Here is a 25,693-nt window from a genome sequence, read left to right as displayed (position 1 = left end):
TTTATGAATAAAGTGTTTGATATGAAGAATATAACGACAATAACGGAGCCAGCCAGGGAACTTCCTGTGCGTGTAGAAGTAGATGTGTTGGTGGTTGGTGGCGGACCTGCCGGAATTACAGCAGCCCAGGCTGCTGCAGAAGACGGGTTGAAGGTAATGCTGATAGACAGCAGGAGTTTTGTGGGGGGCAACATGACCATCGGCTTGCCGATATTGGGTTTCCTGGGGCAAAAGGGGAACCAGATCATTAAAGGCATTCCGCAACAGTTTATTGACCGGCTTAAGGCCGTTGGTGCAGCTAGTGAACACAGGCCATGTCCCTTGCACATGAGTTTAACCCTGGTAGAGCCCGAAGCTGTTAAAAATATCGGTCTGGATATGTTGCTGGCGGCCGGCGTAAATGTTTTGCTGTACACTTTTTGTGTGGGGGTTGTTAAAGAAGGAAATCAGTTAAAAGGGGTGATTGTAGAAAGCAAATCAGGTAGGGAAGTCATCCTCGCCAAAACGGTTATCGATTGTACCGGCGATGCAGACGTGGCTTTTAAGGCCGGTGTTCCATGTGAACAGGGAAATGAGACAGGCGGTGCACAACCCCCAACTTTAATGTTTTGTATGGGGGGCGTAGACACAGAAAAATTAAGGATGTCTATTGCCCAGGAGCCACGAACCTATCTTACCGATTTTATTCCCAGCGAATATTTTGGTCAGAATAATCAGTTTATTGTGGTGGGATTACGAAGTGTCATGGAAAAGGCCCGTGAAGCGGGATATCATTTGCCGGTAGAGCGTACCATATTAATTACCGGTTTACGTGAAGGAGAAGTTTGGGTAAATATGTCCAGGATTAACGGCGTAGATGGCACTGATCCCGAAAGTTTGACCCACGGCGAGGTTGAAGGGCGTAAACAGGTAGAGGAGATCCAGCGTTATCTGAGGGAATATGTACCTGGTTTCGGGAAAGCTGTTTTTACCAAAATGGCCCCGTTTTTAGGCATCAGGGAAACACGTCGCATAACCGGGCAGTATACTTTAACTGCTGAAGATATTTTGGGCTGCCGCAGATTCGAAGACGCCATTGCCGTTGCCAGCTATCCCTTGGATATCCATCACCCGGAAGGAGGAGGGTGTACACTGACCTGGTGCGGCGATAGCTATGACATCCCATATCGCTGTTTAATCCCCAAACAGGTAGAGAATCTGATCGTAGCCGGACGCTGCATCTCCACTACACACGAAGCCATGTCGGCCATCCGGGTTATGGCCCCCTGTATGGCCATGGGCGAAGCGGCAGGAAGAGCTGCAAAACTGGCTATCCGCAAACAAATTCAGCCATCGCAACTGGATGCAAAGGAGCTTCAGGCAGAGCTCCTGGAAAAAGGAGCCTATCTGGAACCGGAACAAATGGCTTCCGACCGAGAATCTGTATAAATAAGCATCCGATCGTAATTTTTAACAGATAATTTGTATTTTCAGTACCGCTAATGGTTAATCACTCATTTTGTCTATGCTTAAAAGTATTGGTACCCTGGTTTCTGCCGGGTTAATTACGATAATTGGTTTTAGCTTCGTCAGTCCCGAAGAAGACACGAATATGACAGGGCTTGATTTTAACCCGGTTTCGGCCGCTGAGTTTTTGTCAGACCCCGCTGTTCACTATAAAACTTATTGTGCCGGCTGCCATGGCGAAAAGATGGATATGTTTGTCGACCGCCAGTGGAAACATGGTAACACTAAGGAAGACATCTTTAAGTCTGTGAAATTTGGGCATGAGAATGAAGGCATGCCGGCATTTGGTGCCAGTTTAAGCGATAAGGAAATCAACGCCCTGGCCAATTATATCCTGGAAGGCATAAAACATGTAGATAAATATACGGATAATGAAAAGCCTGTTTCTGATCTGTTTAAAACAGCCGAAATGAATATCCGCCTGGAACTTGTGGCCGAGGGCATGGATATTCCCTGGGCTATGGCCTTTCTGCCCGGACAGGAAATGCTGGTTACCGACAGGAACGGTAAATTTTACCGGGTAAAATCCGATAAAACCCTGCAAAGCATCAGCGGTGCCCCCGAGGCACTGTCAAGAGGGCAGGGAGGACTGATGGATGTCATTCTGGATCCTGATTTTGTTCAAAACAAAAGAATCTATCTTTCCTATTCAAAATTTAAAAATGAAGGTGCTGCGGTTTTGGCCACCACTGCAATTATGCAGGCTAAATTGGAAGGAAATGCGCTGACAGAACAGAAGGACATTTTCGTGGCTGAGCCCTGGTCAAGAACCCAGCACCATTATGGTTCCAGGATGCAGTTTGGTAAAGATGGCTACCTTTATTTTTCGGTAGGTGAACGTGGTAATGAAAAAGTAAACCCTCAGGAAATTAAAGGGAACGATCTGGGTAAGGTTCACCGCATCAAAAGTGATGGCAGCATCCCTGCAGATAACCCCTTTTTAAAAACACCGGGGGCCGAGGCTTCTATCTACAATTACGGACACCGCAATCCCCAGGGAATGACCATTCATCCGGAAACGGGGAAGATCTGGACCAATGAACATGGACCGCGTGGAGGCGATGAAATCAATATTGAAGAGCCCGGAAAAAATTACGGCTGGCCGGTAATTACTTACGGCATCAACTATAACGGCAAGCCCATCAGTAATCTTACAGCTAAACCCGGTATGGTGCAACCTGTACACTACTGGATCCCATCCATAGGGCCAAGCGGACTGGCCTTTGTTACCGGTGACAAATACAAAAACTGGAAAGGCAACCTGCTGTCGGGCTCATTGCGGTTTAAATTTTTGCAAAGGAGTGTGCTTAAAGGTAACAAGGTGGTTAAAGAAGAAATCCTGTTTAAAAACATTGGCAGGGTAAGGGATGTCCGGATGTCTCCCGATGGCTTCATCTACATTTCGGTTGAAAGTCCTGGCCGTGTCTATAGGCTGGTCCCGGTGGATAAATAATTGCAGGGAAGAATACCTGTCATGTATGAATTTCTTGTAATTTTAGTTTTTAAGGAAGCAGGAAATTGTCGTAATGTTTAAAATAAAAACTTTTGTATTTGTAGGGCTGCTGTGGGTCGTCTGCTTTGCTGGGCCGCTTAAAGGTGCTGCTGCTGTTTCTGCCCAGGATTCGCTCAGGGCCAAGATTACGGCATTAAATAAGAAAGCCAAGCAGCTAAACCAGGATGCAACCAATCAAGCTATTGCCTACGCCTATAAAGCCTACCTGCTTGCCTATGAAAATAAATTGAAGCAGGAAGAGGCCGATGCATTGGTGATTCTTGCCGAAGGTTACCTGTACAATGACATTTACGATCTGGCACTGGAATACGGTTTTAATGCGCTGGAAATTTATAAAGAAAAAGGCAGCCAGGAACAGATTGCTGATACTTATACCATACTCGGCTGGACTTACTACGATGTGGAAAATGCAGAATTTGCACTGAAATATCATACCATGGCCTATAATCTGTACAAAAAGGCAGGCAAAAAAAGGAAAGCATCGGTTTCCCTGAATGGGATAGGGCTTACCTATCAGCTCAAAAATGAGTTCAAAAAAGCTGCCGGCTATTTCAACAGCGTCCTGGCACAGGCAAAAGAAGAGCACAACCAGGTGATGATCAGCGCGGCCTACAATAACCTGGGCATCAGCAGCAATAATGAAAATAACTACGAAGAGGCCATCCGCTTTTTCCTGCTTTCGCTCCGGCATGCTACAGGGCGGGTATTGTCGCTCGCCGAGATTCACAACCAAATGGCCTTTTCGCTGATTAAACTGGGGCGTTACCAGGAAGGAAAAGCATCACTCGATAAAGCACATGCCTATATTCAACAATCCACTTCCAACTCCAAAAAAGAAAACCTGCTCGATTATTATAAGGTGCTTTCCCAATTGTACCAGCTTACGGGTGATTATAAACATGCCTATGAAAATATCCAGCAGTACAATGCAGTGCGTGAGGAATTCCTTTCCAAAAACAAGATCAACGCACTCTTAACGCTAACCATGAAACGGGAAGCCCAGGAAAAGGAGCGGCAGATCAAAGCCTTGAACCTGGAAAAAAGCATGCGGTCTTACCAGCGCAATACCCTGGCCATTATAGTACTTTTACTGTTGATCATTGGCTTTTTATTGTATAACAAACTGAGAAGCCGGCAAAGGAAAAATGCAGAACTGGCCGAAATGAAGCAGCAACTGTTGAGCAATAAGCTGGAATTTAACAATGCAGAGCTGAAAAACTATTCCATGTATATGACCCACAGGAATGAAGTGATCGGAGCCTTTATTGAAGAACTGCTTGCCCTGGAGAAGAGCGGGGCGGAGGATATGCCGCAGCGTTTGCATAAGCTGGTCAATAAATTCCGTTATGAGGTCAACAGCGAAAAATACCTCGAAGATTTTAACCTGCAGATTGAAGCCAAATACCAGGATTTCTTTTACAACCTTCAGCAGAAGTTCCCCACTTTAACCCAAAACGAGCGGCGATTGTGTGCCCAGATCAGGCTCAACCTGTCTATCAAGGAGATCGCATCCCTCAATAACATCTCTGTGAAGTCGGTAGAAATGGCGCGTTATCGACTGAGAAAACATTTTGAACTGCCAACCAGCGAGAACCTGAACGACTTCCTAAAGGCCTTTTAATGCCGTTTAAGCGTGCTTGTAGAGGTGTTGTAGGGGTGTTTTGTGTTCGATGTAGGGGTGCCTTCTATAGCATTTTAAGCCCGGTATTATTTAGGTTTGAGTAAGTAATCAGCCGGAAAACCAATCCGGAATTAATCAACTTAAACCAAATATTATGATTAGAAATTTACGATGGCCAATTCATTTCCTTTTTGGATTGCTCCTGTTGTTTAGTACAGGCAGCAGTTTTGCTCAGAGCACTTTAATTAAAGGACAGGTGTTAAATGAGATTGACCAGCCTCAGGCAGGTATCAGTATTAAAATAAAAGGAAGTACCACCGGAACAGCCTCAGACGGTTCGGGAAACTTTGCCATTCAGGCCAAAGCGCAGGATGTGCTTGTTTTCTCTGCGGTAGGTTTTAAAACGCAGGAATTGCCGGTAAGCCCCGGAAAAGAAATGCGTGTTAAAATGATCATGGATTTACAGGGACTTGAAGAAGTGGTGGTAATAGGTTATGGTACACAGAAAAAGAGCAACCTTACCAGTGCCGTAAGCTCCGTAAACGGAGAGAAATTGGCGCAGGTAGCCTCTAATAACCCTGTAAATGCTTTGCAGGGTCGTGTAGCCGGTTTGTCGGTAAGCAGCCCGGGTGGCAATCCAGGGCAGTCCTCAGACGTCCGGTTAAGGGGTATTGGTACTTTTGGTAGTCACCAGCCCTTATATGTAATTGACGGTGTACCCGGAGATCCTTACTATTTAAGCAACAACGATGTGGCTTCTATAGAAGTACTTAAAGATGGTGCCGCAGCTTCCATCTACGGTTCCAACAGTGCCAATGGGGTTATCCTCATCACTACCAAAAAAGGGAAAAAAGGCGCTCCTGTTATTGACTTTTCAGGTAGCTACAGTGCTGTTACCCCTACAGAAAAATACGATTTTCTGGATGCAGAAGGCTACAAAAAAGTACACACCCAGATGTATACCAACGCGGGGATGCAACCATCGGCTTTTCCGGCGTACCTCACTAAAAATACAGGGGTAAATACCAACTGGCAGGACCTGATGAACCGCAAAGGGGTATCGCAGAATTACAGCATAGGCTTAAGCGGAGGCAGCGATTACCTCACTTATGCGCTTACCGGCGACCTGACAGACGATAAAGGTACTTTTATCGGTTCCGATTTCAATAAAAAATCATTCAGGTCAAGAAATGAGTTTAACAAAGGCATCCTGAAAGTAGGAAGCAATATCGTATATACAGAAACCCAGTCGGAAGCTGCAAAGTTCAATGTAAAAGACGGCTACTTTCAATCGCCGCTGCTGCCTGTTTTCGACAGCAACGAGCCATATGGCTATGCCTTAACTGCCGATGGCCTGCCCAGGTTCCAGAACCCGGTTGGTGCAGATCATTTTCTGGATGCAAACAGCAAGACCAAATACCTTGCAGGAAGCCTCAATATCAATCTTAAACTGTATAAAGGGTTGAGCTATACCGCCAACCTGAGCTATATCAATGCCCAGACAGATGATTATTCCCACAATCCGCCTTACAGGGTAAATGCAAACGACCCGGCAATTTCCTATCCAAGGGTGTACAACCGGGCCTCTACCTACAAAGAGCGCGTAATGGAGCATTTGCTGAATTACGAACTGGATATAGACAAGCACAGCTTTAAATTATTGGCAGGTTATACCGCCCAGGAAAAAACAAACCGTTTCCTGAGTGCTACAGTAGATGGCAAAACCATTGTACGTACTGTTGTAAACGGTAAAATTGTAGAAACAGAGGTGCCTGCAGGTTTCAATAACCCCGATTTCAATACCATTAGTGCCGGATTGGGCGGAACATTTAACGCCTCAGGATCCAATAACAAATACGTGCGTTTGTCGACCCTCGCCCGTTTAAATTATGCTTATGACGACAAGTACCTTTTACAGGTTTCTGTACGCCGCGATGGTTCTTCCGTGTTTGGCGAAGACAGGAGGTACGGTGTATTTCCTTCGGTATCATTGGGCTGGAACATCAATAAAGAGAGCTTCCTGAGCCAGGTAAGCTGGCTGAACAGCCTGAAATTAAGGGCCAGTTACGGCGAGCTTGGAAACGAAGGTGCTTTGGGCTATTACGACCACCAGGCCCTGATCACCACAGTAAATAACCAGTCGGGCGGCTATGTGCAGGGCTCTGGTGCAACGCCATGGCCCGGTTCTGCCAGTTATTCGTTGTTGAACAGGGACTTGCGCTGGGAAACCATTAAATCTAAAAACCTGGGACTTGACTTCGGCTTGTTTGGCAAGCTGACCGGCTCCCTGAACTTTTACGACAATGTTACTGATGGATTGCTGATCACAAAAGAAGTACCTCCTTCTGCCGGGGTGAACGACCCTATCCTGAATGTAGGTAAAATATCCAATAAGGGTGCCGAGCTGGAAGCCAGCTATAAGCTTGCTGCGGGCGAATGGAATTTTGATCTTGGCGGATCTTTCAGTCTGCTGAAAAATAAGGTGCTGGCACTGGCCAATACCGATCAGGTTTTATACGGAACAGGTTTAAGGTTTGGTACAGACCATATTCCTACGCAAACCATGGTGGGTAAAGAGATCGGTGCATTTTACCTGTACGAGGCCAACGGGATCTTTCAGACGGATGCTGAAGCCGCAGGCTACAAAAATGCAGATGGTGATGCCCTGCAGCCCAATGCAAAAGCCGGCGATATCCGTTTCAGGGATACCAATGGCGATGGTGTAATCGATGAAAAAGATAAGACCTATCAGGGATCAGGCTTTGCCAAATTTGAGTACGGGCTAAACCTGGCCGCAAACTTTAAAAACTTCGACCTTTCGCTGTTCTGGCAGGGTGTAGGCGGCAACAAAATCTATAACGGAAACCGCTTTGAACTGGAAGGTATGGAAGCCGGAAGAAATTTCCTGTCCACTACCCTGGATGCCTGGACCCCGCAGGATACCAATACCGATATGCCAAGGGCCGTATTGGGCGATCCGAACAGAAATGCACGGGAGTCGACCAGGTTCCTCGAAAGTGGTTCTTACCTGAGGTTAAAAGTGGTTCAGCTGGGCTATACCTTCCCGCAAACCTTGCTTAAAGACATCAAAGTTTCCCGTTTAAGGGTTTACCTGAGCGGACAAAACCTGCTTACGTTTACCAAATACTCAGGGCTTGACCCGGAAGTAGGTACGTTCAGCGCACTGAATACGGGGGTAGACCGCATGTTGTACCCTCAGAATAAACGGATCATGGCTGGTGTTCAATTAACCTTTTAATGCATTTAATTTCTCTAAAAATGAAAGCGAATAAACTATATATAAGCCTCTGCCTGGCCTTGATGGCAACGGCAGGCTGCAAGAAAAGTGAGCTGGATCAAAAGGTTCCTGACCAGCTTACGGTAGATAATTTCTGGACCAATAAAGACCGTGCCCTTTCTGGTTTATCGGCAGCCTATTCACAGCTGGAAGGCTTTGTGGGCTGGGACAATTATGTGGAAGCACGGTCGGTACGTGAATTTTACCGCGAAGATTACGTGGTTCCCGGAGCTGATGCCTACAATTATCCATGGTGGACAGAACATTACAACTTCGATTTTACCTCGGGCAATTATGCCATCGACCTGCTGTGGAGGGAAAATTACAAGGGGATGAATTTTGCCAACCAGGTCATTGAGAATGTAGGAAAAATGGCGGCAACAGCAATTGACGATGCCAGCAAAAAGCAGATCATTGCCGAAGCCAAATTTTTAAGGGCTTACTATCATTTCAAAGTACTCAATAATTTTACCCAGGTGATCATCAGGGATAAGGTACCTACTTCGGAAGCAGACCTGGCCAAAGGTTTCTCTTCCAGACAGGAAGTATATGAGTTCATTCTGAAAGACCTGAAAGAGGCTGAACCGGATCTTCCTTTAAGGAAAGACCGTCCTGCAACCGAGCAGGGCAGGATCACCAAGGGTGCCGCACAGGCCTACCTGGGTAAAGTGTACCTGTACCGTGCCGGAGATGACAAAGCCGGCGCCACAGGCTATTATACCGAAGCCAAAAAATGGCTGCAGGCTGTAATCGATTCCAAAGCCTATACACTTGATCCCGACTTTGGCAATATGTTCAATGGTGTAACAAGGAACAGTCCGGAGTCGATATTTGAGTTACAGCAAACAGCCGACGCAACCAGCGGTGCCAACTACCGCTCTTACCTGAGCGACTGGGTAGCGGCTTCCGAGCTGAACGGTTATGGAGAGATCTATGGAACGCCGCGCTTGCTAACAGAAATGCTGAAAGAAGGAAAAATTGCAAATGGCAGTTATGATGCCCGGGTTTATCAGACCCTTTATTTCAGGGACAGTTATTTCAATGATGCGGGCACACCGCGGGTGTACGGTAAAACGTATAACCAGGTTTTTGGGGCTACCGCACAAACCATAGCCTTCAGGAAATGGATCCCTGCCACACCAGACCGTATTGGCTTGTCGAATGCCATCAACGTTCCGCTGATGCGTTATGCAGATGTACTGCTGATGTATGCCGAAGTGCTGAATGAGCAGGGCAGTGGTGATGCTGTGAAGTACATTACCGAAGTGCGCAAAAGAGTAAACCTGCCGGATGCGGTAGCCGGTAACAAACAGGTTGTTTTTGATCAGATCATGCACGAAAGGGTGATGGAATTTACACTGGAAAGCAGTCGCTTTTATGATCTCAGACGCTGGGGCCTACTTGCCCAGAACATGCAGGCTGCCGGAAGGAAATTTACAGCCGATAAAGCCTTCTACCCTATACCATTAAAAGAGGTGGTCAACAACCCGCAGGCCCAATAACAGAATCCAATCACAGGGGAGCGAAAGCTCCCCTTTTCCTAGTCTTTGCCGATGAATTTTTATAGGATATTACAACCCGCATTATCTGCGCTTCTCATTTTTCCTGCCTTATTGTTTGCACAGCAGAACGATTGGGAAAACCCGGAAAAACCTTCGCTGAATACCGTTCCTGCCCATGCCCATTTCATACCGGCTGAAGCAGGAACCCTTTCCCTGGACGGAATGTGGCGGTTCAGGATCGTTCAGAACCCTGCATTACGTTCGGCCGATTTTTTTAAAAATACGGAGCAGACCCGCAACTGGAAACAAATAAAAGTACCTGCCAACTGGCAGACGGAAGGTTTTGATAAATACATATTTACAGATGTGGAATATCCTATTCCACCCAAGCCGCCCCTGGTTCCTGCCGATTACAATCCTGTAGGCGAATACCAGCGGGATTTTATAATCGACCCTTCCTGGAAAGGCAAACAGGTTTTCATTCATCTGGGGGCAGTAAACTCCTTTTTTTACCTCTGGGTAAACGGACAATATATAGGCTTTAGCAAGGACAGTAAAACGCCTACGGAATTTGACCTGAGCAAAGTTTTAAAACCCGGCAAAAATACGGTATCCCTGCAGGTGTTCCGCTTTAGCGATGCTACCTACCTGGAAGGACAGGACATGTGGAAGTTAAGCGGTATAGAAAGGAGCGTTTACCTGATCGCCAGACCAGCCTTTCACTTGTTCGATTTTAAAGTAAAAAGTACGCTGGATGCTTCATTCAGGAATGGTTTGCTGGAGCTGAAGGCCCTGTTTAATAAGCAGCCTTTAAAGGCAGAACAAGGCAGTTTAAGCCTGCAGCTGTCCGACAAAACCGGAAAAGTGCTGTACCAGGCAAAACAGCAGGTCAAAAACGCAAAAGAATTTAGCTTCGGCAGCCGGATTCCCAATGTAGAAGCCTGGAGTGCAGAGCAGCCCAGCCTTTACCAGCTAAAGCTGAGCCATCTGGATGCAAAGGGAAACGTACTGGAAAGCGTTGTCCATCCCATAGGTTTCAGAACTGTTGAAATCAAAAATGGCCTGTTTCTGGTAAATGGCAAGGCCATCAGGATCAAAGGCGTGAACAGGCATGAGCACGACATGCACACCGCCAAGGTGGTCACTGAAGCCGGCATGCTGCGCGACATCAGGCTGATGAAAGAACTGAACATCAATGCCGTACGTACCAGTCATTACCCAAATACCGAACGCTGGTACGAACTCTGCGACCAATATGGCTTGTACGTGGTAGATGAAGCCAATATCGAATGTGATGGCATGAGCTTTACGCCGCAGCTTACTTTATCCGATAACCCGCTCTGGAAAAATGCATATCTGGACAGGGTGCAGCGGATGTGGCAGCGCGACAAAAACTTTACCTGTATCGTAACCTGGTCTACGGGTAACGAAAGTGGTTTTGGCGAAAACCTCAAAGCCGCTTACCGATGGCTGAAGGCGAACGATGACAGCAGACCGGTTCAGTATGAGGCCGCAAAGGATGAGCAATACTCAGACATCTACTGCCCCATGTACAAATCCATTGCCGTAATGGAAAATTACGTAAAAACCTGGCGCAACAGGCCGCTGATCCAATGCGAATACGCGCATATGATGGGCAACAGCGGGGGCAACCTGAAAGACGACTGGGACCTCATCTATAAACACCCGCAGCTGCAGGGCGGCTTTATCTGGGACTTTTCCGACCAGACTTTCGCTATTAAGGATAAGAAAGGGAATAAAATATGGGGCTACGGACGCGATATGGGAACGGTTGGGCTCACCAGTGATACCAGTTTTTGTGCAGACGGATTGTTGTCGGCCGACCGCAGCTTTCATCCTCAGGCTTATGAACTGCAAAAAGTTTATCAGAACGTTGGTTTTGAACTGAAAGATGCAGCGCGGTATCGCGTTAAGCTCATCAACCGCTTCGACTTCACCGACCTTTCCAAATACCAGCTTTACTGGCAGATTAAAGGCGATGGCAAGGTGGTGGGGAATGGTAAGCAGGAAGCCTTTAGCCTGGCCCCGCAGGAAGAAAAAGAGATCACTCTCTCCGTTCCTGCTTTTGAAAGGTGGCCCGGAGTGGAATATTTTATAGAACTGCAATTCAAAACCCGTATGGCCGATGCTTTACTGCCGGCAGGTTTTGTAATTGCCAGGGAGCAGTTTGCCTTGCCGGTGCAGGTGCTGGCTGTACGGGTAATTCCGGAAAAGATACCTTCATTAAAGGTGGACAGCACCGCAGAAAAACTAAGTTTCAGCGGTAAAGATTTTACCCTTGCATTTGATCGGAAGACGGGTTTGCTCGACAGCTACCAGCTCATGGGCAGGGAACTCCTGCAACAGGCCCTTGAACCAGATTTCTGGCGCCCGGCTACCGATAACGACATTGGTAATAGTTTGCAGATCAGGAGTAAGGTCTGGCAAAATGCGTTTCAGGAAGCCGAACTGAAATCTTTTAGTCTTGGTAAAGACAAAGCCGGCAACTATACTGTAAAAACCGAGCACCACCTGCCGGGTGTAGATGCACGCTGCATCCTGAGTTATCTGATAACAGGAAACGGAGATGTTACGGTAGATTATCAGCTAAAAACCGGAGCAGGGCAACATCCTGAACCACAACGCATCGGTATGCGCATGGTATTGAATGGAAATTATGAGCAGGCCAGCTGGCTGGGCCGGGGCCCTTTTGATAATTATTCCGATAGAAATTACGCAGCGCATGTTGACCTGTACCAGATGAATGCCGCAGATCTTTTTTACCCTTATCCAAGGGCACAGGAGAGCGGTTACCGCACAGGCGTACGTTGGGCTGCTTTGCAGGACAAGGAAGGCTACGGATTGATGGCCTTCGGGAAAAAAGAACTGAGTACAGGGATCCTGCATTTCGACAGAAAACAACTCGATTTTGATAAGGACGCTCCGGAAAATGTCCATGGAGGTTCTATGCAGCCTGAGGATAAAGTGTGGTGGAATATTGATATGCAGCAGATGGGCGTTGGGGGCGACAACAGCTGGGGTGCACAAACCCATCCGCAATACCGCATCCCTTATCAGGATTATACCTACAGTTTTACACTGAGGCCCCTATTTAAACAACAGATTTTAACAGAAAGAGCGAAGGATTAAGAATGAGGTACTTTTTAATTTTAATATGCAGCATAGGCCTGGGCAAGACTTTTGCCCAGGTCTCGCGCAGGGATTTTCCGGATGTATTGAAGCTGGCTTACCAGGTGCAGCAGGCAAAAAAAATAGAAACCAATGTTTTTTCAGATATGGGCGCCTGGCATGCCTATACCTTGCCTGCAAACCCGCAGGATAACGGCACATTTATTGGGCCTATGGTGATGGACCTGGAAGGCTACTGGCTTGCCAATAGTGTAGCCAGACTTTCTGTAAAGGCCAACGGAAAACAAATTGACCTGGAAAAGGCGCAACGCAGCAACCATTATTACCCAGGCCTGCTGGAGCAGGAACTGAAGGTTGCCGGTTTGCAGATCGGTTTGAAATTGTTGTTCGTATCCAACAGGGAGGCAATGGTAGAAACCAGGATCACCAACCTTTCCAAGGCAAAAAAAGAGCTGGAAATCGGTTGGACTGGCAGCTTACTGAAAACCGAAGTGGCATGGCAAAGAGACGGAAATACGCTAAGTGCTGATCTAGGCAAAGGCCACCGCTTCCAGCTGCGCTACCCGAAGCAGGAACCACTGTTTTTCCGGCTTGAAAAAAACAGGTATCAGGCTACACGCGGAAAATTGCTGTTGCAGGCAGGTAAAAGTTATTCCAGTTCACGTATAGAACGCTACGATCTGGAGGGAAGGCAGCTCGCGGGCTCAATAAAACAACGCTCGTTTGATGCCGAATTAAAGACAAACACAGAACGCTGGAACGGGTACTTAAACGCTTATTTTAATGCCCCGGGCGCAAACATCAAAGATCAGGTGCAGCGCAGGGTAGCCGTAAAATCTATCCTTACGTTAATGACCAACTGGAGAAGCAAGGCCAAAGACCTGCTGCACGATGGGGTATTCCCCTCGCTGAACTACCAGGGTTTTTATGGTTTCTGGAGCTGGGACAGCTGGAAACAGGCTGTAGGGATCAGTTATTTTAACCCGGAACTGGCCATAAGCAACATTCTTTCCATGTTCGATTATCAGGATGAGCATGGCATGGTGGCCGACTGTGTGTATACCGATAAAAAAGAAAACAACTGGCGGGATACCAAACCTCCACTGGCGGCCTGGGCGGTGTGGCTGGTCCATACACGTGCGGCGGATCCGGATTTCCTGAAAAACATTTACCCTAAACTGGTCAGGTATCACCAGTGGTGGTACAAAAACCGGGACCACGACCAGAACGGGCTTTGCGAATACGGCGCTACTGATGGAACGCGCATTGCCGCAGCCTGGGAAAGTGGGATGGACAATGCCGTACGTTTTGACAAAGCCTTGTTGTTGAAGAACAACGATACGGCCTGGTCGCTCAACCAGGAATCGGTAGACCTCAATGCTTACCTGTATGCCGAAAAAGAGTACCTTGCAAAAATTGCAGCTGCCATAGGCAGGGCAACAGAAGCCACCGCATGGCGGGCACAGCAAGGCGAATTGAAAAAGCAGATCAACGCTGTTTTTTACCATACGGAAAAAGGATTTTATTACGACAGATTGGTAGACAAGAGCTGGATAACTGCAGAAGGACCGGAAGGCTGGATACCGCTATGGGCAGGCCTGGCAGATCAGCAGCAGGCTGCAGCAGTAAAAGACATCATGCTGAAAAAAGAAAAATTTAATACCTATCTGCCCCTGCCCACGCTTACGGCCGATCATCCGCGTTTCGACCCGATGAAAGGGTATTGGCGCGGGCCGGTATGGCTGGATCAGGTCTACTTTGGTTTAAATGGCCTGCAGCAGTATGCTTATCAGAAAGAAGCGGCAGAATTGCTGCGGCAGACTTTAAACCATGCAGAAGGCTTAGCTTTACAGGGACCAATCCACGAAAATTACCATCCTTTAAGCGGCAACGGTTTAAATGCCATGAATTTTAGCTGGTCGGCCGCCCATTTACTAATGCTATTAAAAGAACAGGCTTTATGATACTTTCCGAAAAATATATTAAAGAACTGGTTCGTACCCGGTACGGACTGGAAGTTACCGTTACATCCATTGCAGGTTATGAAGACCAGAATTTTCTGCTGAAGACGGATGAGGGCACCAGCTTTATCGCAAAGGTAAATGTTAACCCTACAGATCCTGCTTTCCTGGAAGCCCAGATCAGTGTGATGCAGTTCTTAAAACAAAAAGACGAACAGCTGGGCATACAGCAGGTGATGCCTAACCTAAAAGGAGAAGGCTTAACGATAGAACATGATGGCAGCAATGTGCTTTACCTGAGGCTGCTCTCTTATCTGGAAGGCACATTTATGGCCGATCTGCAGGAATGCCCGGATTCGGTTCCGCAAAGTCTGGGCGCCATGCTGGGCGGTATGGACCAGCACCTCAAAGGGTTTAATCTCCCGGCTGCCTATCGCTATACCAAATGGGACCTGGCGCAGGTAATGGATTGCCAGGAGCAGCTTCATTACATTAAAGATCATGAGCAGCGTACCATGGCAGCTTATTTTCTGTTGCAGTACGAAATGGAAGTGATTCCGTTACGCCGGCATTTAAGAAAGGCAGTGATCCACAACGATGCCAACGATTACAACGTCCTGGTACAGGATGGAAAGGTAAGCGGGATCATAGATTTTGGGGATATGGTAGAAAGCTGCCTGATTGATAATGTAGCAGTGGCCTGTACTTACCTGATGTTTAAAAACGCAAATCCGCTTAGGGCCGCCGAACTGTTTTTAAGCAGCTATCACAGCGCAAACCCATTAACGGAACAGGAACTCTCCATCTTATATTACCTCATTGCCGCGCGGCTGAGCATGAGTGTTGTCACTTCTGCCATGCAAAGGAGCCAGAGCAACAACGCGCACCATTTCGTATCTGAAAAAGACGCCTGGACTTTGTTGTACCAATGGATAAAGCTTAATCCGTTAAAAGCGCAGGACCGCTTTAACCTTTGCTGCGGATACCCCTCTGTACTGGGTACTGAAACAGCAGATACAGTCCTGCAAAAGGAAAGAAAGGAAATTGTGGGCGCCAACCTAAGTATTAGCTATCAAAGGAAGCTGAAAATCACACGCGGGGCATTACAATACCTGTATGATGATAAAGGGGATACCTATATCGACTGTGTAAACAACGTAAGCCATATCGGGCATTGCCACCCTGTAGTGGTGAAAGCCATGCAGCGGCAGCTGGCCCGGCTCAATACCAATACCCGTTACCTGCACGACAGCCTGGTAAAATATGCCAGAATGATTACGGCTACGCTGCCGCCAAAACTGAAAGTCTGCTATTTTTGCAACTCAGGCAGTGAAGCCAATGATCTGGCCATCCGCATCAGCAGGCATTTTACCAAACAGAAAGACGTAATTGTACTGGATCATGCCTACCACGGCACTTCAACAGTGGCCATGGAGCTAAGTCCTTATAAGTTCGATGGGAAAGGAGGCCCCGGGCAGCAGCCTTATATTCACAAAGGGATGAACCCTGATTTATACCGCGGAAATTACCGTTATGAAGATGCAGAAGCGGGCGAGAAATATGCTGCAGATATCCAAAACATTCTTAAAGGCCTGGCTGCAAAAGGAACCGGGGTTGCAGCCTTTATTTGCGAGACCTTGCTGGGTGTAGGCGGACAAATCCCTTTGCCCGAAGGTTATTTGCAGGCTGTTTACCGTCATGTTCGCGCTGCCGGGGGGCTTTGCATTGCCGATGAGGTTCAGGTTGGTTTTGGGCGGGTAGGAGAGCAGTTCTGGGGTTTTGAATTGCAGGGGGTAGAACCTGATATTGTGGTGCTGGGCAAACCCATAGGTAATGGCCACCCACTGGCAGCCGTAGTGCTTACCGAAGAAGTGGCCGCAGCGTTCAATAACGGGATGGAATATTTCAATACCTATGGTGGTAATCCGGTGTCTATGGAAACTGGTATTGCAGTGCTGGAAGTGATCCGTGATGAGGAATTGCAGCAGCGGGCGCTGGAAACCGGTAATTACCTGCTGGAGGGATTGGAAAAACTGAAAGCAAAACATCAGATTATTGGAGATGTAAGAGGGAAAGGCCTGTTTGTAGGTGCCGAGCTGGTGAGAAACCGGGAAAACCTGGAGCCTGCTGTACCCGAAATAGACGAGATTGTGGAAAGCATGAAAGAGCGGGGTTTCCTGATCAGCACCGATGGCCCTCTGCACAATGTATTGAAGATTAAGCCGCCTATGTTGTTCAATAAGGAAAATGCCGGGGCTTTTTTAAGAAGTCTGGATGAAGTGCTTGAAGGGTTTTAAGGCAATCCAGACACGTGTAAGCCTGTAACATAGCTTAGATTTTGATGTCAAAATGTACAAGCAATCTCAAAATGAAAAGAATACTACTATTGGCTTTTATGCTTACAGCCTCTTTTGCCGCCACCTTTGCGCAAAACAATCAGCCGGTTGCTGATGCTGGCAAACGTTATATGCCCGCGCCTTACGTACCTGCATCAATGGAATTGCATCGTACAATTGTCAAAATGGACAGCATTTATTTTGATACCTATAACAATTGCAAGCTTGCCAAAATGGATTCACTTACAGCGGATGATATTGAATTCTATCATGACCGCGGCGGTTTTTCCAATTCAAAAAAGGATTTACTGGCCTCCATTCAGAGAAACATCTGTGGTAAAGTGACGCGCACCCTCACACCGGGCAGCATAGAAGTTTACGAGATACCGGGCTATGGTGCAGTCCAGTTTGGCTATCATAGCTTCCGTAACATCAATGAGCCTGGAGAAAGCCGTCCGAGCAAATTTGTTACCCTGTGGCGGTTAAAAGATGGTAGCTGGCAGATTACAAGGGTGATCAGTTTGCATTGACAACAAAAGGGCATCTGATGAGGTTGTCCTTCTTTGCTTCCAGGTTTTACTGAAACTTGGATATGTAAGAAAGTAAGGTTTACTTTGTATGTTTTGCTATTGTACTCAGTCAACACCATATGAGCAGGTTTATCAAGAGTTTTGGTTATGCATTTTCCGGACTGGGCCATGTCCTTAAAACCCAGTTCAACTTTAGGGTACACCTGCTGGCATTGGTCCTGGTCATTGCATTGGGCTATTGGCTTAAACTGACATGGGCAGAATGGCTCTGGATTATCGGCGCTGCCGGAATGGTACTGGTAACTGAGCTGCTGAACACAGCAATTGAGGTATTGACAGACCTGGTTTCACCCGAGATACACCCCAAGGCAAAAATCATCAAAGACGTTTCGGCTGCTGCAGTATTGGTTGCGGCACTTACTGCTGCAGCAATAGGCCTGGTTATATTTATTCCAAAACTGCTTTGCCATGCTGCATAAAACCAGGGGCATTGTTTTAAAGACCACGTTATACAGCGAAAACAGTGTGGTGGTTCAGATCTTCACTGAAAAGTTTGGCATACAGTCTTATATGATCAATGGCGTTAAAAAGCCCAGGGCAAAGATCAGTATGAATATGCTTCAGCCCCTGCACCTGGTAGACATGGTGGTTTACCATAAGGCCAATACAAATATACAGCGTATTTCAGAACTCCGCCCGGCGCCCGTGTTCAGGAACATTCCTTATGACATCATTAAAAGCACCATTGTTATTTTCCTGAATGAGGTCTTATACAAAAGCATCCGCCAGCAAACCACGGATGAACAATTGTTTGATTTTATTTTTAATGCCATATGCTGGTTTGATGAAACGGAAGAACAAAACGTAAACTTTCACCTTGCATTTCTGCTTAAGCTTTCCCGGTTTTTAGGTTTTGCACCAAGTACCGAAAGCAAAAGCGACCAGAATTATTTCGATTTGCAGGAGGGGGAATTCAGATCTGCTGTACCGGTACACCCCTATTTTCTGGTCAAGGCCGATGCTTTGGTATTCATTTCCTTATTTTCTTTGCCTTTTGAAAAAATAAATGAAATAAATATAGAAAATAAAACGAGGCGCTCCATACTGGATAAAATACTGGTTTACTACACTTTACATACCGCATCTTTTGGTGAGATCCGTTCCCACCAGGTACTGGAAGATGTTCTGTCTTAAAAAACCACATCTTTTTTTGCAAAAATGATTTTAGGGTGTATATTTGCAATCCCAAAACAAAGGGTTTCTTTGAGAGGGACGAACCAAGGGGAGATTAGCTCAGCTGGTTCAGAGCACCTGCCTTACAAGCAGGGGGTCACTGGTTCGAACCCAGTATCTCCCACCAAAACAGCCGCTCAGCTGTTTCAAAATAAAAAGAGCAGAACCAAGGGGAGATTAGCTCAGCTGGTTCAGAGCACCTGCCTTACAAGCAGGGGGTCACTGGTTCGAACCCAGTATCTCCCACCAAAAAGACCACCCAAAAAGTGGTCTTTTTTCGTTATAACGAATCTCGCAAATACATGTCCGAAGAAAAGCACGTCCTTCATCCACGTAACAAACACCGCTCCCGGTACGATTTCCCGGAGTTGATCAAAAGCCTGCCCGCTTTACAGCCCTTTGTGGCAGTGAATGCCCACGGGGCGCTGTCTGTCGATTTTTCTGACCCGGCAGCCGTTAAAATGCTGAATAGGGCTTTGCTGATGCATTTTTATGGCATCAGCAATTGGGATATCCCGGCAAATTACCTTTGTCCGCCTATTCCCGGCAGGGCCGACTATATCCATTACCTGGCCGATTTGCTGGCCGAAGGAAATAAAGGCATACCGCCAAAAGGCAAACAGGTAAAAGGACTGGATATAGGAATGGGGGCAAATTGCATTTATCCGATTATCGGTGTACAGGAGTACGGATGGAACTTTGTGGGCTCTGATATAGACTCGGGCGCAATTAAAGCGGCAAAGGCCATTATTGCTGCCAATCCTGGCTTGACAAATGCGGTAGCCTGCCGGCAGCAGCAACATAAAGGGCATATCTTTAAAGGGATTGTTAAACCGGGGGAACGCTTTGATTTCAGTATTTGCAACCCTCCCTTTCATGCTTCTGCCGAAGAGGCGCAGTTTGGCAGCAGGAGAAAGCTGCAGAACCTGGGTAAAGGCAGGGGAAAAGAAACTGTCCTGAATTTCGGTGGGCAACATGCCGAACTTTGGTACGAGGGCGGAGAAGTGGCCTTTATCCGGAATATGATCAACGACAGTGCGGCTATAGCTAGTCAATGCCTCTGGTTCAGCAGCCTGGTTTCCAAAAGCAGTAATCTTGGTTTTATTTATAAAGCTTTGGAAAAGGTAAAACCAGCAGCTGTCAGGACGGTGGAAATGGCGCAGGGACAAAAAATCAGCCGTTTTGTGGCCTGGTCTTTTTTAGCGGAGCGCGCGCAGCAGCAATGGGCCCAGGAAAGGTGGCAGCCTAAAAAGTAAAAAGCAGGGTTGCCTTTTTGTTTTTAAAGGTGCCGATCAGTTCTCCCGTGGTAAAGTGCTTAAAATTAAGCGGGTCTTTTTCTTTAAAGCGATGTTTCAGCATACAATAGATGTGCAGGCATTTGAGCCAGTTCAAGGCCGTAGCCTGATCTTTCCATATGGCCGGATATACAAAGACATCGTTTCCTTCAATCCTGAGCAAATCCTTTTCTTTAAGTGCGTTTACATTTGCAATGATCTTTGCGTTCTGTGCTGCAAGGTTGGCCGAAGTTTGTACTTTCTTATTCGAATAGATCATTTATTCCAGCAGTAAAGGTTCATCGTCTTCATCGGTCAGGTTCAGCTGTATGCTGTCTGTTCCGGCAATGCCCTCGATGGAGCCGCGGATGTGGGCGGCGTTTAGCATTACTTTTTCCAGTTGTTTTTCCCTGGCCTTCCATAGTTTTTCCATGGCATCCCGCTCCCGCTGGATAGACAGTTTCATGCTCATGAAGCCTTCCCGTATGGCTTTCCATTGCTCAGAAAACTCATTGCTGGTCAGGTAGTCGTACAGCATGTGCATTTTGTCGCCCCTGTTTTCCTGTGACTTGGCAGCGCTGAACAACTTTACAATCCCATCCCTGAGGATATAGGACACTGCTTTTACCTCATCAAAAGAACAGATCCATACCCCATCTCTTTCTCCAAAGCAGTCCATGCCCTTAGGGTAGGCCTGGGTTACAATTACAGCTACATCTACACCCATACTGCGCATGTCCTTTTTCAGCTTTTCAATCCATTCCATAGAGAAATCCTTGGTCCGCTTGCTCTCATAGATGATCTTACCGCATTCCTGGCCAAACTGGTTCCTGATGTGGTGTACACAATCGGCGCCTCTAACCCCTTTTCCAACTTCGGTAACCAGATCGAAGGGAAAAGTATTCCGGAGCAACTCTTCCAGGATCAGTTCCTGTACCTCGCCCTGCAGCTGCATAGAGCCCTGTTCGGCCTTCCGCTTCATTTCTTCTGCCAGTTTTTTCTGGTCGTCAAGCTGCTTTTCCAGCTCTTTTACCCTCAGCTGGTGTTCCGTCTCTTTTAAACTGGTTTTTTCGGCTTCCTGCTTGCGGATCTGCTCTACCATTTCGGTACGCTGCTCCTGAAGTTTTCTTTGTACCTCCAGCTCCAGTTCGGCTTCTTTCTCTTTCATGGCCTGCTCCTTTTTCAGGAATTCCAGTTCCTTTGCACGTGCAAGCTTTAGCTTTTCTTCGCTTTCCTTATTGGCATTGTCCAGCATTTGCAGTTTGTTCTCAAAATCGGAGGCAATGCTTTTGCGCAGGTTTTCTTCCAGCACCTGCTGCAGCTGTTTTTTTTCAGCCTCCAGTTTTTGTTCAAAGAGCTGGGCCTGCTGCTGTTTCTGCTGCTCAAAAGCCTGCTCCTGCTGCTTCTGCTGCTGGGCAAACTCGTTCAGCTTTTTATTGTATTCCTCGTCCTTTTGTTTGGTAAAAGAGACCATCTTTTCGCGAAGGTCTTTTTTATATTCCTCTGCCATTACCTCCTCAATAGGGAAGGTATGCGAACAATTGGGGCATTTTATCTCTGTAGACATAGATACAAACTTACAACTATCTCCTTACAAAAAGGCTTTCCGCAAATTTCATGGAAACACTTCTTGCTTCTTCTTTTTCAATCCCTATGGTAAGGGATCCGTCAAAATCAATTAACTCTAAAACGCTTATTTTGGTACCTATCGTGATCTTCAGCTTTTCCAGGTATTGCAGAAATACAGCAGAGGTATCTTTTACTGCCACAACCATGCAGGTCTCGCCAGCCGTTATTTCTGATAAAAGTACCTTATCAATGCTCGGGATATCGCCATTTGCTTTTGGAATGGGATCACCATGAGGGTCAAATTCAGGGAAGTTCAGGAACTCTTCCAGCTTATCTACCAGTTTGGCCGACTGGATATGCTCCAGCTGCTCGGCCACTTCATGGACTTCATCCCAGCTAAAATCCAGTTTTTCATATAAAAAGGTTTCCCATAAACGGTGTTTCCTCAATACCGCTATCCCTTTTTTTCTGCCTACATCTGTCAGTAAAATCTTCCCGTATTTCTGATAGGTCACCAGCTCTTTTTCCTTCAGTTTTTTCAGCATATCAGTAGCTGTGGCGGGTTTTACACCCAAATAGGCGGCCATTTCATTGGTGCCTGCCTCCGGTCTTTCTTCGTTCTGAAAGCTGAGCATCAGCAAAGCCTTTAAGTAGTTTTCTTCAGTATAAGATAGCATAATGCAAATATAAAATAATAATTCTCAAATTATATTTGTTAGGTAAGTCTAACTTTTATAGTTTTGTATCGTTGAATATTAAATTAGATAAATGAAATACTTTTCCATAACCCTTATTTTTTCCGTACTGCTTTCGTTTCCATCCCTGGCCCAACAGGGCCACATTAAAGGGCAGGTATTAGCTGAATACAAAGTCCTTTCAAACGTGAACGTTAGCTTGCAGGGCACATCCTTGCTTGTAAAAACCGATACTGCGGGAAATTATGCTTTCGACAAACTAGCTCCCGGCAATTATAAAATCCAGGTATCAGCAGTAGGCTTTAGAAAAATGATCAAATCGGTTGCACTGAAATCAAATGAAAACCTAAAACTAGATTTTGACCTTAGTAATTTCCAGAACGACCTGAACGAAGTGGTGGTAACCGGAACGCTGAAAGAGGTAAAACGCCTGGAAAGCCCGGTGCCGGTAGAGGTATATACACCTGCATTTTTCAGAAAGAACCCTACACCGAGTATTTTCGAGGCGCTGCAAAATGTAAACGGGGTACGGCCGCAATTGAATTGCAACATCTGCAATACCGGCGATATCCACATCAACGGCCTGGAAGGGCCCTACACCATGATTTTAATTGATGGCATGCCCATAGTGAGCAGCCTTTCCAGTGTTTATGGCTTATCGGGCATCCCCAACTCGCTTGTTGAGCAGATCGAGATCGTGAAAGGTCCGGCTTCTTCGCTGTATGGAAGTGAGGCTGTAGGGGGGCTGATCAACATTATCACTAAAAAGCCGCAAAACGCCCCTTTATTTTCTGCCGATGTTTTTGCAACCAGCTACCGGGAATTCAATACCGACCTGGGCTTTAAATTTAAAGCAGGTAAAAACACCGATGTATTAACTGGGGTCAATTATTTTAAATACGGCCACCCTATAGATGATAACCACGATAATTTTACGGATGTAACCTTGCAGGACCGTATTTCCGTATTCCAGAAATGGAATTTTAAAAGAAAGCAGGACCGGATATTTACTTTGGGTGGAAGATATGTTTATGAAGACCGCTGGGGCGGTGAAATGCAGTGGAACAAAAGTTACAGAGGGGGCGATGAAGTGTATGGGGAAAGCATTTATACCAATCGATGGGAACTGATCGGAAATTACCAGCTCCCGGTCAGCGAAAAAATGTTCCTTGCCTTTTCTTATAATGAACACGATCAGGACAGCAGGTACGGTATCACTTCATACATTGCCGAACAGAAAATCGGCTTTGCGCAACTTACCTGGGACAAGCAGCTGCACAATCATGATCTGCTGTTTGGGGCAGCAATGCGTTACACCTATTACGACGACAATACGCCTGCAACAACAAGCATGAACCAAAGCCTGAAAAAGAACACCTGGCTGCCCGGGGTTTTTGTACAGGATGAAATTACACTGGCCCCAAAGCATAAGTTTCTGGCAGGGTTCAGGTACGATTACAATTCTGTACACGGGAATATTTTTACACCCAGACTGGCCTATAAATGGAGCATCAACGACAATAACATCCTGCGTTTAAATGCGGGTACAGGCTTCCGGGTAGTCAATATTTTTACGGAAGACCATGCTGCTTTAACCGGGGCAAGGGAGGTAAAAGTGGTAAATGAGCTGAAACCTGAAAAAACATACAATGTAAACCTGAACTACCTGAAAAAGATATATTTCGCCAACGGAACGTTTTTCGGAATAGAGTCATCTGCTTTTTATACCTATTTCAACAACAGGATCATAGGCGATTTTGATACCAACCCCAACCAGATCATTTACGATAACCTGGATGGTCATGCGGTAAGTAAGGGCCTCAGCACCAATATAGACCTCACCTTTACCAATGGCCTGAAAATCATATTTGGCGGTACCTACCAGGATGTGGCCACTTATGAAAAGGGGGTTAAAAAACAGCAGATCCTCACCGAGAAATTTTCGGGTAACTGGGCGGTTTCCTATAAGATCAAACCGCTTAAACTAACTGTGGATTATACGGGCAATATTTACAGCCCGATGCGCCTGCCGCTATTGAACGAACTGGACCCGCGTAAAGAATATTCGCCAACATGGAGCATACAGAACATCCAGCTTACCTTCGGGGGCTTTAAAAAGATAGAGCTCTATGGCGGTGTTAAAAATCTGCTCAACTGGACACCCAATCGTGGCAATCCTTTTATCATTGCCCGTGCAAATGATCCTTTCGACAAACATCCTGAGGTAGATAACCCCTATAATTTAACTTTTGACCCTACCTATGTTTACGGGCCGAACCAGAGCATAAGAGGTTTCTTGGGTGTGAGATTGACAATTAAATGATGTGATGTTTTGCCCTAAATAAATTAACTTTAGGGCATGATCTACCGCACAACCTATCAGGCAGCAAAAGTTATTGCCCCAAAAGTGGAAGCCATTTTTGCGCAACACCTTAGTGCTGCCAGTGAAAGCGGTGAAGAGGACCTGGCGCCGTTGCCTACTGCAGATGTGGTTGAAGCCATTCTGGATGCGACGTTCTGGGCCAGTCTGCGCAAAGAAGAAGGGCATTCCCCAAAAATATCCCTGGCTTATTTGCCGCCCCAGCAGGCGGGAAACCCCTTGCTTTTTAAACAGCGGCTGCCTTTAAACCCTGGTACCTTAACAAAAATTGCACCTGGTGTTGAACGCGCAGGTATACATCTGGGCATCTGGATAGAAGAAGGGGAATTGTATGTATGGGGAACTACAGTGAGCATCCCGAACTTTTGTTTTGTGGTGGATGTATCTGAACCGGCATTGCTGGTCATCAAACACCGCCGCATTTATGGCTTCGGTAAATTCACCAACCTGGCCGTACTTAAAGGCGATCAGGTCAAAGTGGTGGAAAGTCAGCACAACAGTCTGCCCGATTGTCCGCCAATGCTGTTGTCACTGCTCGACTTAACTGCACCTTCTTACTGGAACGACTCTGTCAATGTACTCATACAAATAGCGGTTTCCATGCGTGCCCATGGCAGGGGCGGTACGCTGCTTGTGGTGCCAAACGAAACCAGGAACTGGCTGCAGTCCATCATTAAGCCCATCCAATATGGAATTCAGCCTTCCTTTACCGGCCTGTCTAAACTACTGCAGCAGGATAGGAAGGAGGCCAGCCAGATTTTCTGGCAAACAGCCCTAAAACGTGAGGTAGAGCACCTGGCCGGATTAACAGCTGTAGATGGGGCCACGGTAATCAGCACGGCATATGAACTTCTGGCTTTCGGTGCCAAGATTGGAAGGGCCAAAGGGAAAGAAAACATTGATGAACTCTCTTTTTCAGAACCAATCATCGGGGGCGCTGCAGTAGTGCTCCATCCTTCTAAAGTAGGGGGTACAAGGCACCTTTCGGCTGCCCAGTTTGTTCACGATCAGCGGGATGCCATGGCGCTGGTCGCCTCTCAGGATGGACATTTCACCATTTACAGCTGGTCGCCCCAGCAGCAAAGGGTTCAGGCCCATAGAATTGATACTTTATTGCTTTAAGTC

Annotated in this window: 17 protein-coding genes and 2 tRNA genes; 16 read left to right on the top strand and 3 right to left on the bottom strand. The window is 46.7% G+C overall.

The genetic code is table 11. The annotated features are described in order from the left end of the window. Positions 1–21: 21 nt before the first annotated feature. From ABIE26_RS12380 to rlmF, 14 genes are all read left to right on the top strand, one after another. The gene (locus tag ABIE26_RS12380; RefSeq protein ID WP_310142503.1) at positions 22–1,428 is read left to right on the top strand and encodes an FAD-dependent oxidoreductase; all 1,407 of its coding nucleotides are present in this window, start codon (positions 22–24) and stop codon (positions 1,426–1,428) included. 76 nt (positions 1,429–1,504) lie between these two features. Further along, on the top strand, positions 1,505–2,959 hold the full coding sequence (locus ABIE26_RS12375; RefSeq protein WP_310142504.1) for a PQQ-dependent sugar dehydrogenase: 1,455 nt from the start codon (positions 1,505–1,507) through the stop codon (positions 2,957–2,959). 73 nt (positions 2,960–3,032) lie between these two features. Continuing rightward, entirely contained in the window at positions 3,033–4,640 is a 1,608-nt protein-coding gene (locus ABIE26_RS12370; protein ID WP_310142507.1) for a tetratricopeptide repeat protein, read from the top strand. A gap of 154 nt (positions 4,641–4,794) precedes the next feature. Next, positions 4,795–7,899 carry a SusC/RagA family TonB-linked outer membrane protein gene (locus ABIE26_RS12365; RefSeq protein ID WP_310142509.1) on the top strand — a complete coding sequence of 1,035 codons (3,105 nt, stop codon included), beginning with the start codon at positions 4,795–4,797 and terminating at the stop codon, positions 7,897–7,899. Positions 7,900–7,919: 20 nt separating this feature from the next. Further along, positions 7,920–9,440, top strand: a complete 1,521-nt coding sequence (locus ABIE26_RS12360) for a RagB/SusD family nutrient uptake outer membrane protein (RefSeq protein ID WP_310142512.1) — start codon at positions 7,920–7,922, stop codon at positions 9,438–9,440. Positions 9,441–9,491: 51 nt separating this feature from the next. Further along, positions 9,492–12,590, top strand: a complete 3,099-nt coding sequence (locus tag ABIE26_RS12355; protein ID WP_310142513.1) for a glycoside hydrolase family 2 TIM barrel-domain containing protein — start codon at positions 9,492–9,494, stop codon at positions 12,588–12,590. Positions 12,591–12,592: 2 nt separating this feature from the next. After that, positions 12,593–14,554 (top strand): MGH1-like glycoside hydrolase domain-containing protein, encoded by a 1,962-nt coding sequence (locus tag ABIE26_RS12350; protein WP_310142516.1) that lies wholly within the window; start codon positions 12,593–12,595, stop codon positions 14,552–14,554. Next, entirely contained in the window at positions 14,551–16,848 is a 2,298-nt protein-coding gene (locus tag ABIE26_RS12345) for an aminotransferase class III-fold pyridoxal phosphate-dependent enzyme (RefSeq protein WP_310142517.1), read from the top strand. The genes ABIE26_RS12350 and ABIE26_RS12345 overlap by 4 nt, the downstream gene beginning before the upstream one ends. A gap of 71 nt (positions 16,849–16,919) precedes the next feature. Continuing rightward, positions 16,920–17,417, top strand: a complete 498-nt coding sequence (locus ABIE26_RS12340) for a nuclear transport factor 2 family protein (RefSeq protein ID WP_310142518.1) — start codon at positions 16,920–16,922, stop codon at positions 17,415–17,417. Between the two features lie 119 nt (positions 17,418–17,536). Next, complete coding sequence (locus ABIE26_RS12335) at positions 17,537–17,896, top strand: diacylglycerol kinase (RefSeq protein WP_310142521.1); 360 nt, start codon at positions 17,537–17,539, stop codon at positions 17,894–17,896. After that, a complete protein-coding gene (gene recO / locus ABIE26_RS12330) occupies positions 17,886–18,611 on the top strand; it encodes a DNA repair protein RecO (RefSeq protein ID WP_310142524.1) in 726 nt (241 codons plus the stop codon). The genes ABIE26_RS12335 and recO overlap by 11 nt, the downstream gene beginning before the upstream one ends. Before the next feature lie 88 nt (positions 18,612–18,699). Then, a tRNA-Val gene (locus ABIE26_RS12325) sits at positions 18,700–18,777 on the top strand. Positions 18,778–18,821: 44 nt separating this feature from the next. Continuing rightward, a tRNA-Val gene (locus tag ABIE26_RS12320) sits at positions 18,822–18,899 on the top strand. A gap of 53 nt (positions 18,900–18,952) precedes the next feature. Continuing rightward, positions 18,953–19,906 (top strand): 23S rRNA (adenine(1618)-N(6))-methyltransferase RlmF, encoded by a 954-nt coding sequence (gene rlmF, locus ABIE26_RS12315; protein WP_310142525.1) that lies wholly within the window; start codon positions 18,953–18,955, stop codon positions 19,904–19,906. On the opposite strand, the gene ABIE26_RS12310 is transcribed toward rlmF, so the two are convergent. From ABIE26_RS12310 to ABIE26_RS12300, 3 genes are read right to left on the bottom strand one after another with little or no spacing between them, the layout of a single operon-like run. Continuing rightward, on the bottom strand, positions 19,896–20,204 hold the full coding sequence (locus tag ABIE26_RS12310; protein ID WP_310142526.1) for a hypothetical protein: 309 nt from the start codon (positions 20,202–20,204) through the stop codon (positions 19,896–19,898). The two genes, rlmF and ABIE26_RS12310, sit on opposite strands and share 11 nt — an antisense overlap. Further along, entirely contained in the window at positions 20,205–21,491 is a 1,287-nt protein-coding gene (locus tag ABIE26_RS12305; RefSeq protein ID WP_310142529.1) for a DUF2130 domain-containing protein, read from the bottom strand. A 16-nt stretch (positions 21,492–21,507) separates the two neighbouring features. Next, complete coding sequence (locus ABIE26_RS12300; protein WP_310142531.1) at positions 21,508–22,170, bottom strand: metal-dependent transcriptional regulator; 663 nt, start codon at positions 22,168–22,170, stop codon at positions 21,508–21,510. Positions 22,171–22,261: 91 nt separating this feature from the next. On the opposite strand from ABIE26_RS12300, the gene ABIE26_RS12295 reads away from it, so the two are divergent. Then, positions 22,262–24,511, top strand: coding sequence for a TonB-dependent receptor (locus ABIE26_RS12295; protein ID WP_310142533.1), 2,250 nt, complete (start codon positions 22,262–22,264; stop codon positions 24,509–24,511). Between the two features lie 36 nt (positions 24,512–24,547). Next, on the top strand, positions 24,548–25,690 hold the full coding sequence (locus ABIE26_RS12290) for a putative sensor domain DACNV-containing protein (RefSeq protein WP_310142536.1): 1,143 nt from the start codon (positions 24,548–24,550) through the stop codon (positions 25,688–25,690). Positions 25,691–25,693 lie beyond the last annotated feature (3 nt).

Source organism: Pedobacter africanus (assembly GCF_040548825.1).
GTDB classification, from domain to species: Bacteria; Bacteroidota; Bacteroidia; order Sphingobacteriales; family Sphingobacteriaceae; genus Pedobacter; species Pedobacter africanus_A.
This window is presented reverse-complemented; position numbering and strand designations above follow the sequence as displayed.

Excerpts from the sequence above, each read along its gene's own strand:
- ABIE26_RS12380 (WP_310142503.1), top strand. The coding sequence starts at position 22 with ATGAAGAATATAACGACAATAACGGAGCCAGCCAGGGAACTTCCTGTG.
- ABIE26_RS12375 (WP_310142504.1), top strand. The coding sequence starts at position 1,505 with ATGCTTAAAAGTATTGGTACCCTGGTTTCTGCCGGGTTAATTACGATA.
- ABIE26_RS12370 (WP_310142507.1), top strand. The coding sequence starts at position 3,033 with ATGTTTAAAATAAAAACTTTTGTATTTGTAGGGCTGCTGTGGGTCGTC.
- ABIE26_RS12365 (WP_310142509.1), top strand. The coding sequence starts at position 4,795 with ATGATTAGAAATTTACGATGGCCAATTCATTTCCTTTTTGGATTGCTC.
- ABIE26_RS12360 (WP_310142512.1), top strand. The coding sequence starts at position 7,920 with ATGAAAGCGAATAAACTATATATAAGCCTCTGCCTGGCCTTGATGGCA.
- ABIE26_RS12355 (WP_310142513.1), top strand. The coding sequence starts at position 9,492 with ATGAATTTTTATAGGATATTACAACCCGCATTATCTGCGCTTCTCATT.
- ABIE26_RS12350 (WP_310142516.1), top strand. The coding sequence starts at position 12,593 with ATGAGGTACTTTTTAATTTTAATATGCAGCATAGGCCTGGGCAAGACT.
- ABIE26_RS12345 (WP_310142517.1), top strand. The coding sequence starts at position 14,551 with ATGATACTTTCCGAAAAATATATTAAAGAACTGGTTCGTACCCGGTAC.
- ABIE26_RS12340 (WP_310142518.1), top strand. The coding sequence starts at position 16,920 with ATGAAAAGAATACTACTATTGGCTTTTATGCTTACAGCCTCTTTTGCC.
- ABIE26_RS12335 (WP_310142521.1), top strand. The coding sequence starts at position 17,537 with ATGAGCAGGTTTATCAAGAGTTTTGGTTATGCATTTTCCGGACTGGGC.
- recO (WP_310142524.1), top strand. The coding sequence starts at position 17,886 with ATGCTGCATAAAACCAGGGGCATTGTTTTAAAGACCACGTTATACAGC.
- rlmF (WP_310142525.1), top strand. The coding sequence starts at position 18,953 with ATGTCCGAAGAAAAGCACGTCCTTCATCCACGTAACAAACACCGCTCC.
- ABIE26_RS12310 (WP_310142526.1), bottom strand. The coding sequence starts at position 20,204 with ATGATCTATTCGAATAAGAAAGTACAAACTTCGGCCAACCTTGCAGCA.
- ABIE26_RS12305 (WP_310142529.1), bottom strand. The coding sequence starts at position 21,491 with ATGTCTACAGAGATAAAATGCCCCAATTGTTCGCATACCTTCCCTATT.
- ABIE26_RS12300 (WP_310142531.1), bottom strand. The coding sequence starts at position 22,170 with ATGCTATCTTATACTGAAGAAAACTACTTAAAGGCTTTGCTGATGCTC.
- ABIE26_RS12295 (WP_310142533.1), top strand. The coding sequence starts at position 22,262 with ATGAAATACTTTTCCATAACCCTTATTTTTTCCGTACTGCTTTCGTTT.
- ABIE26_RS12290 (WP_310142536.1), top strand. The coding sequence starts at position 24,548 with ATGATCTACCGCACAACCTATCAGGCAGCAAAAGTTATTGCCCCAAAA.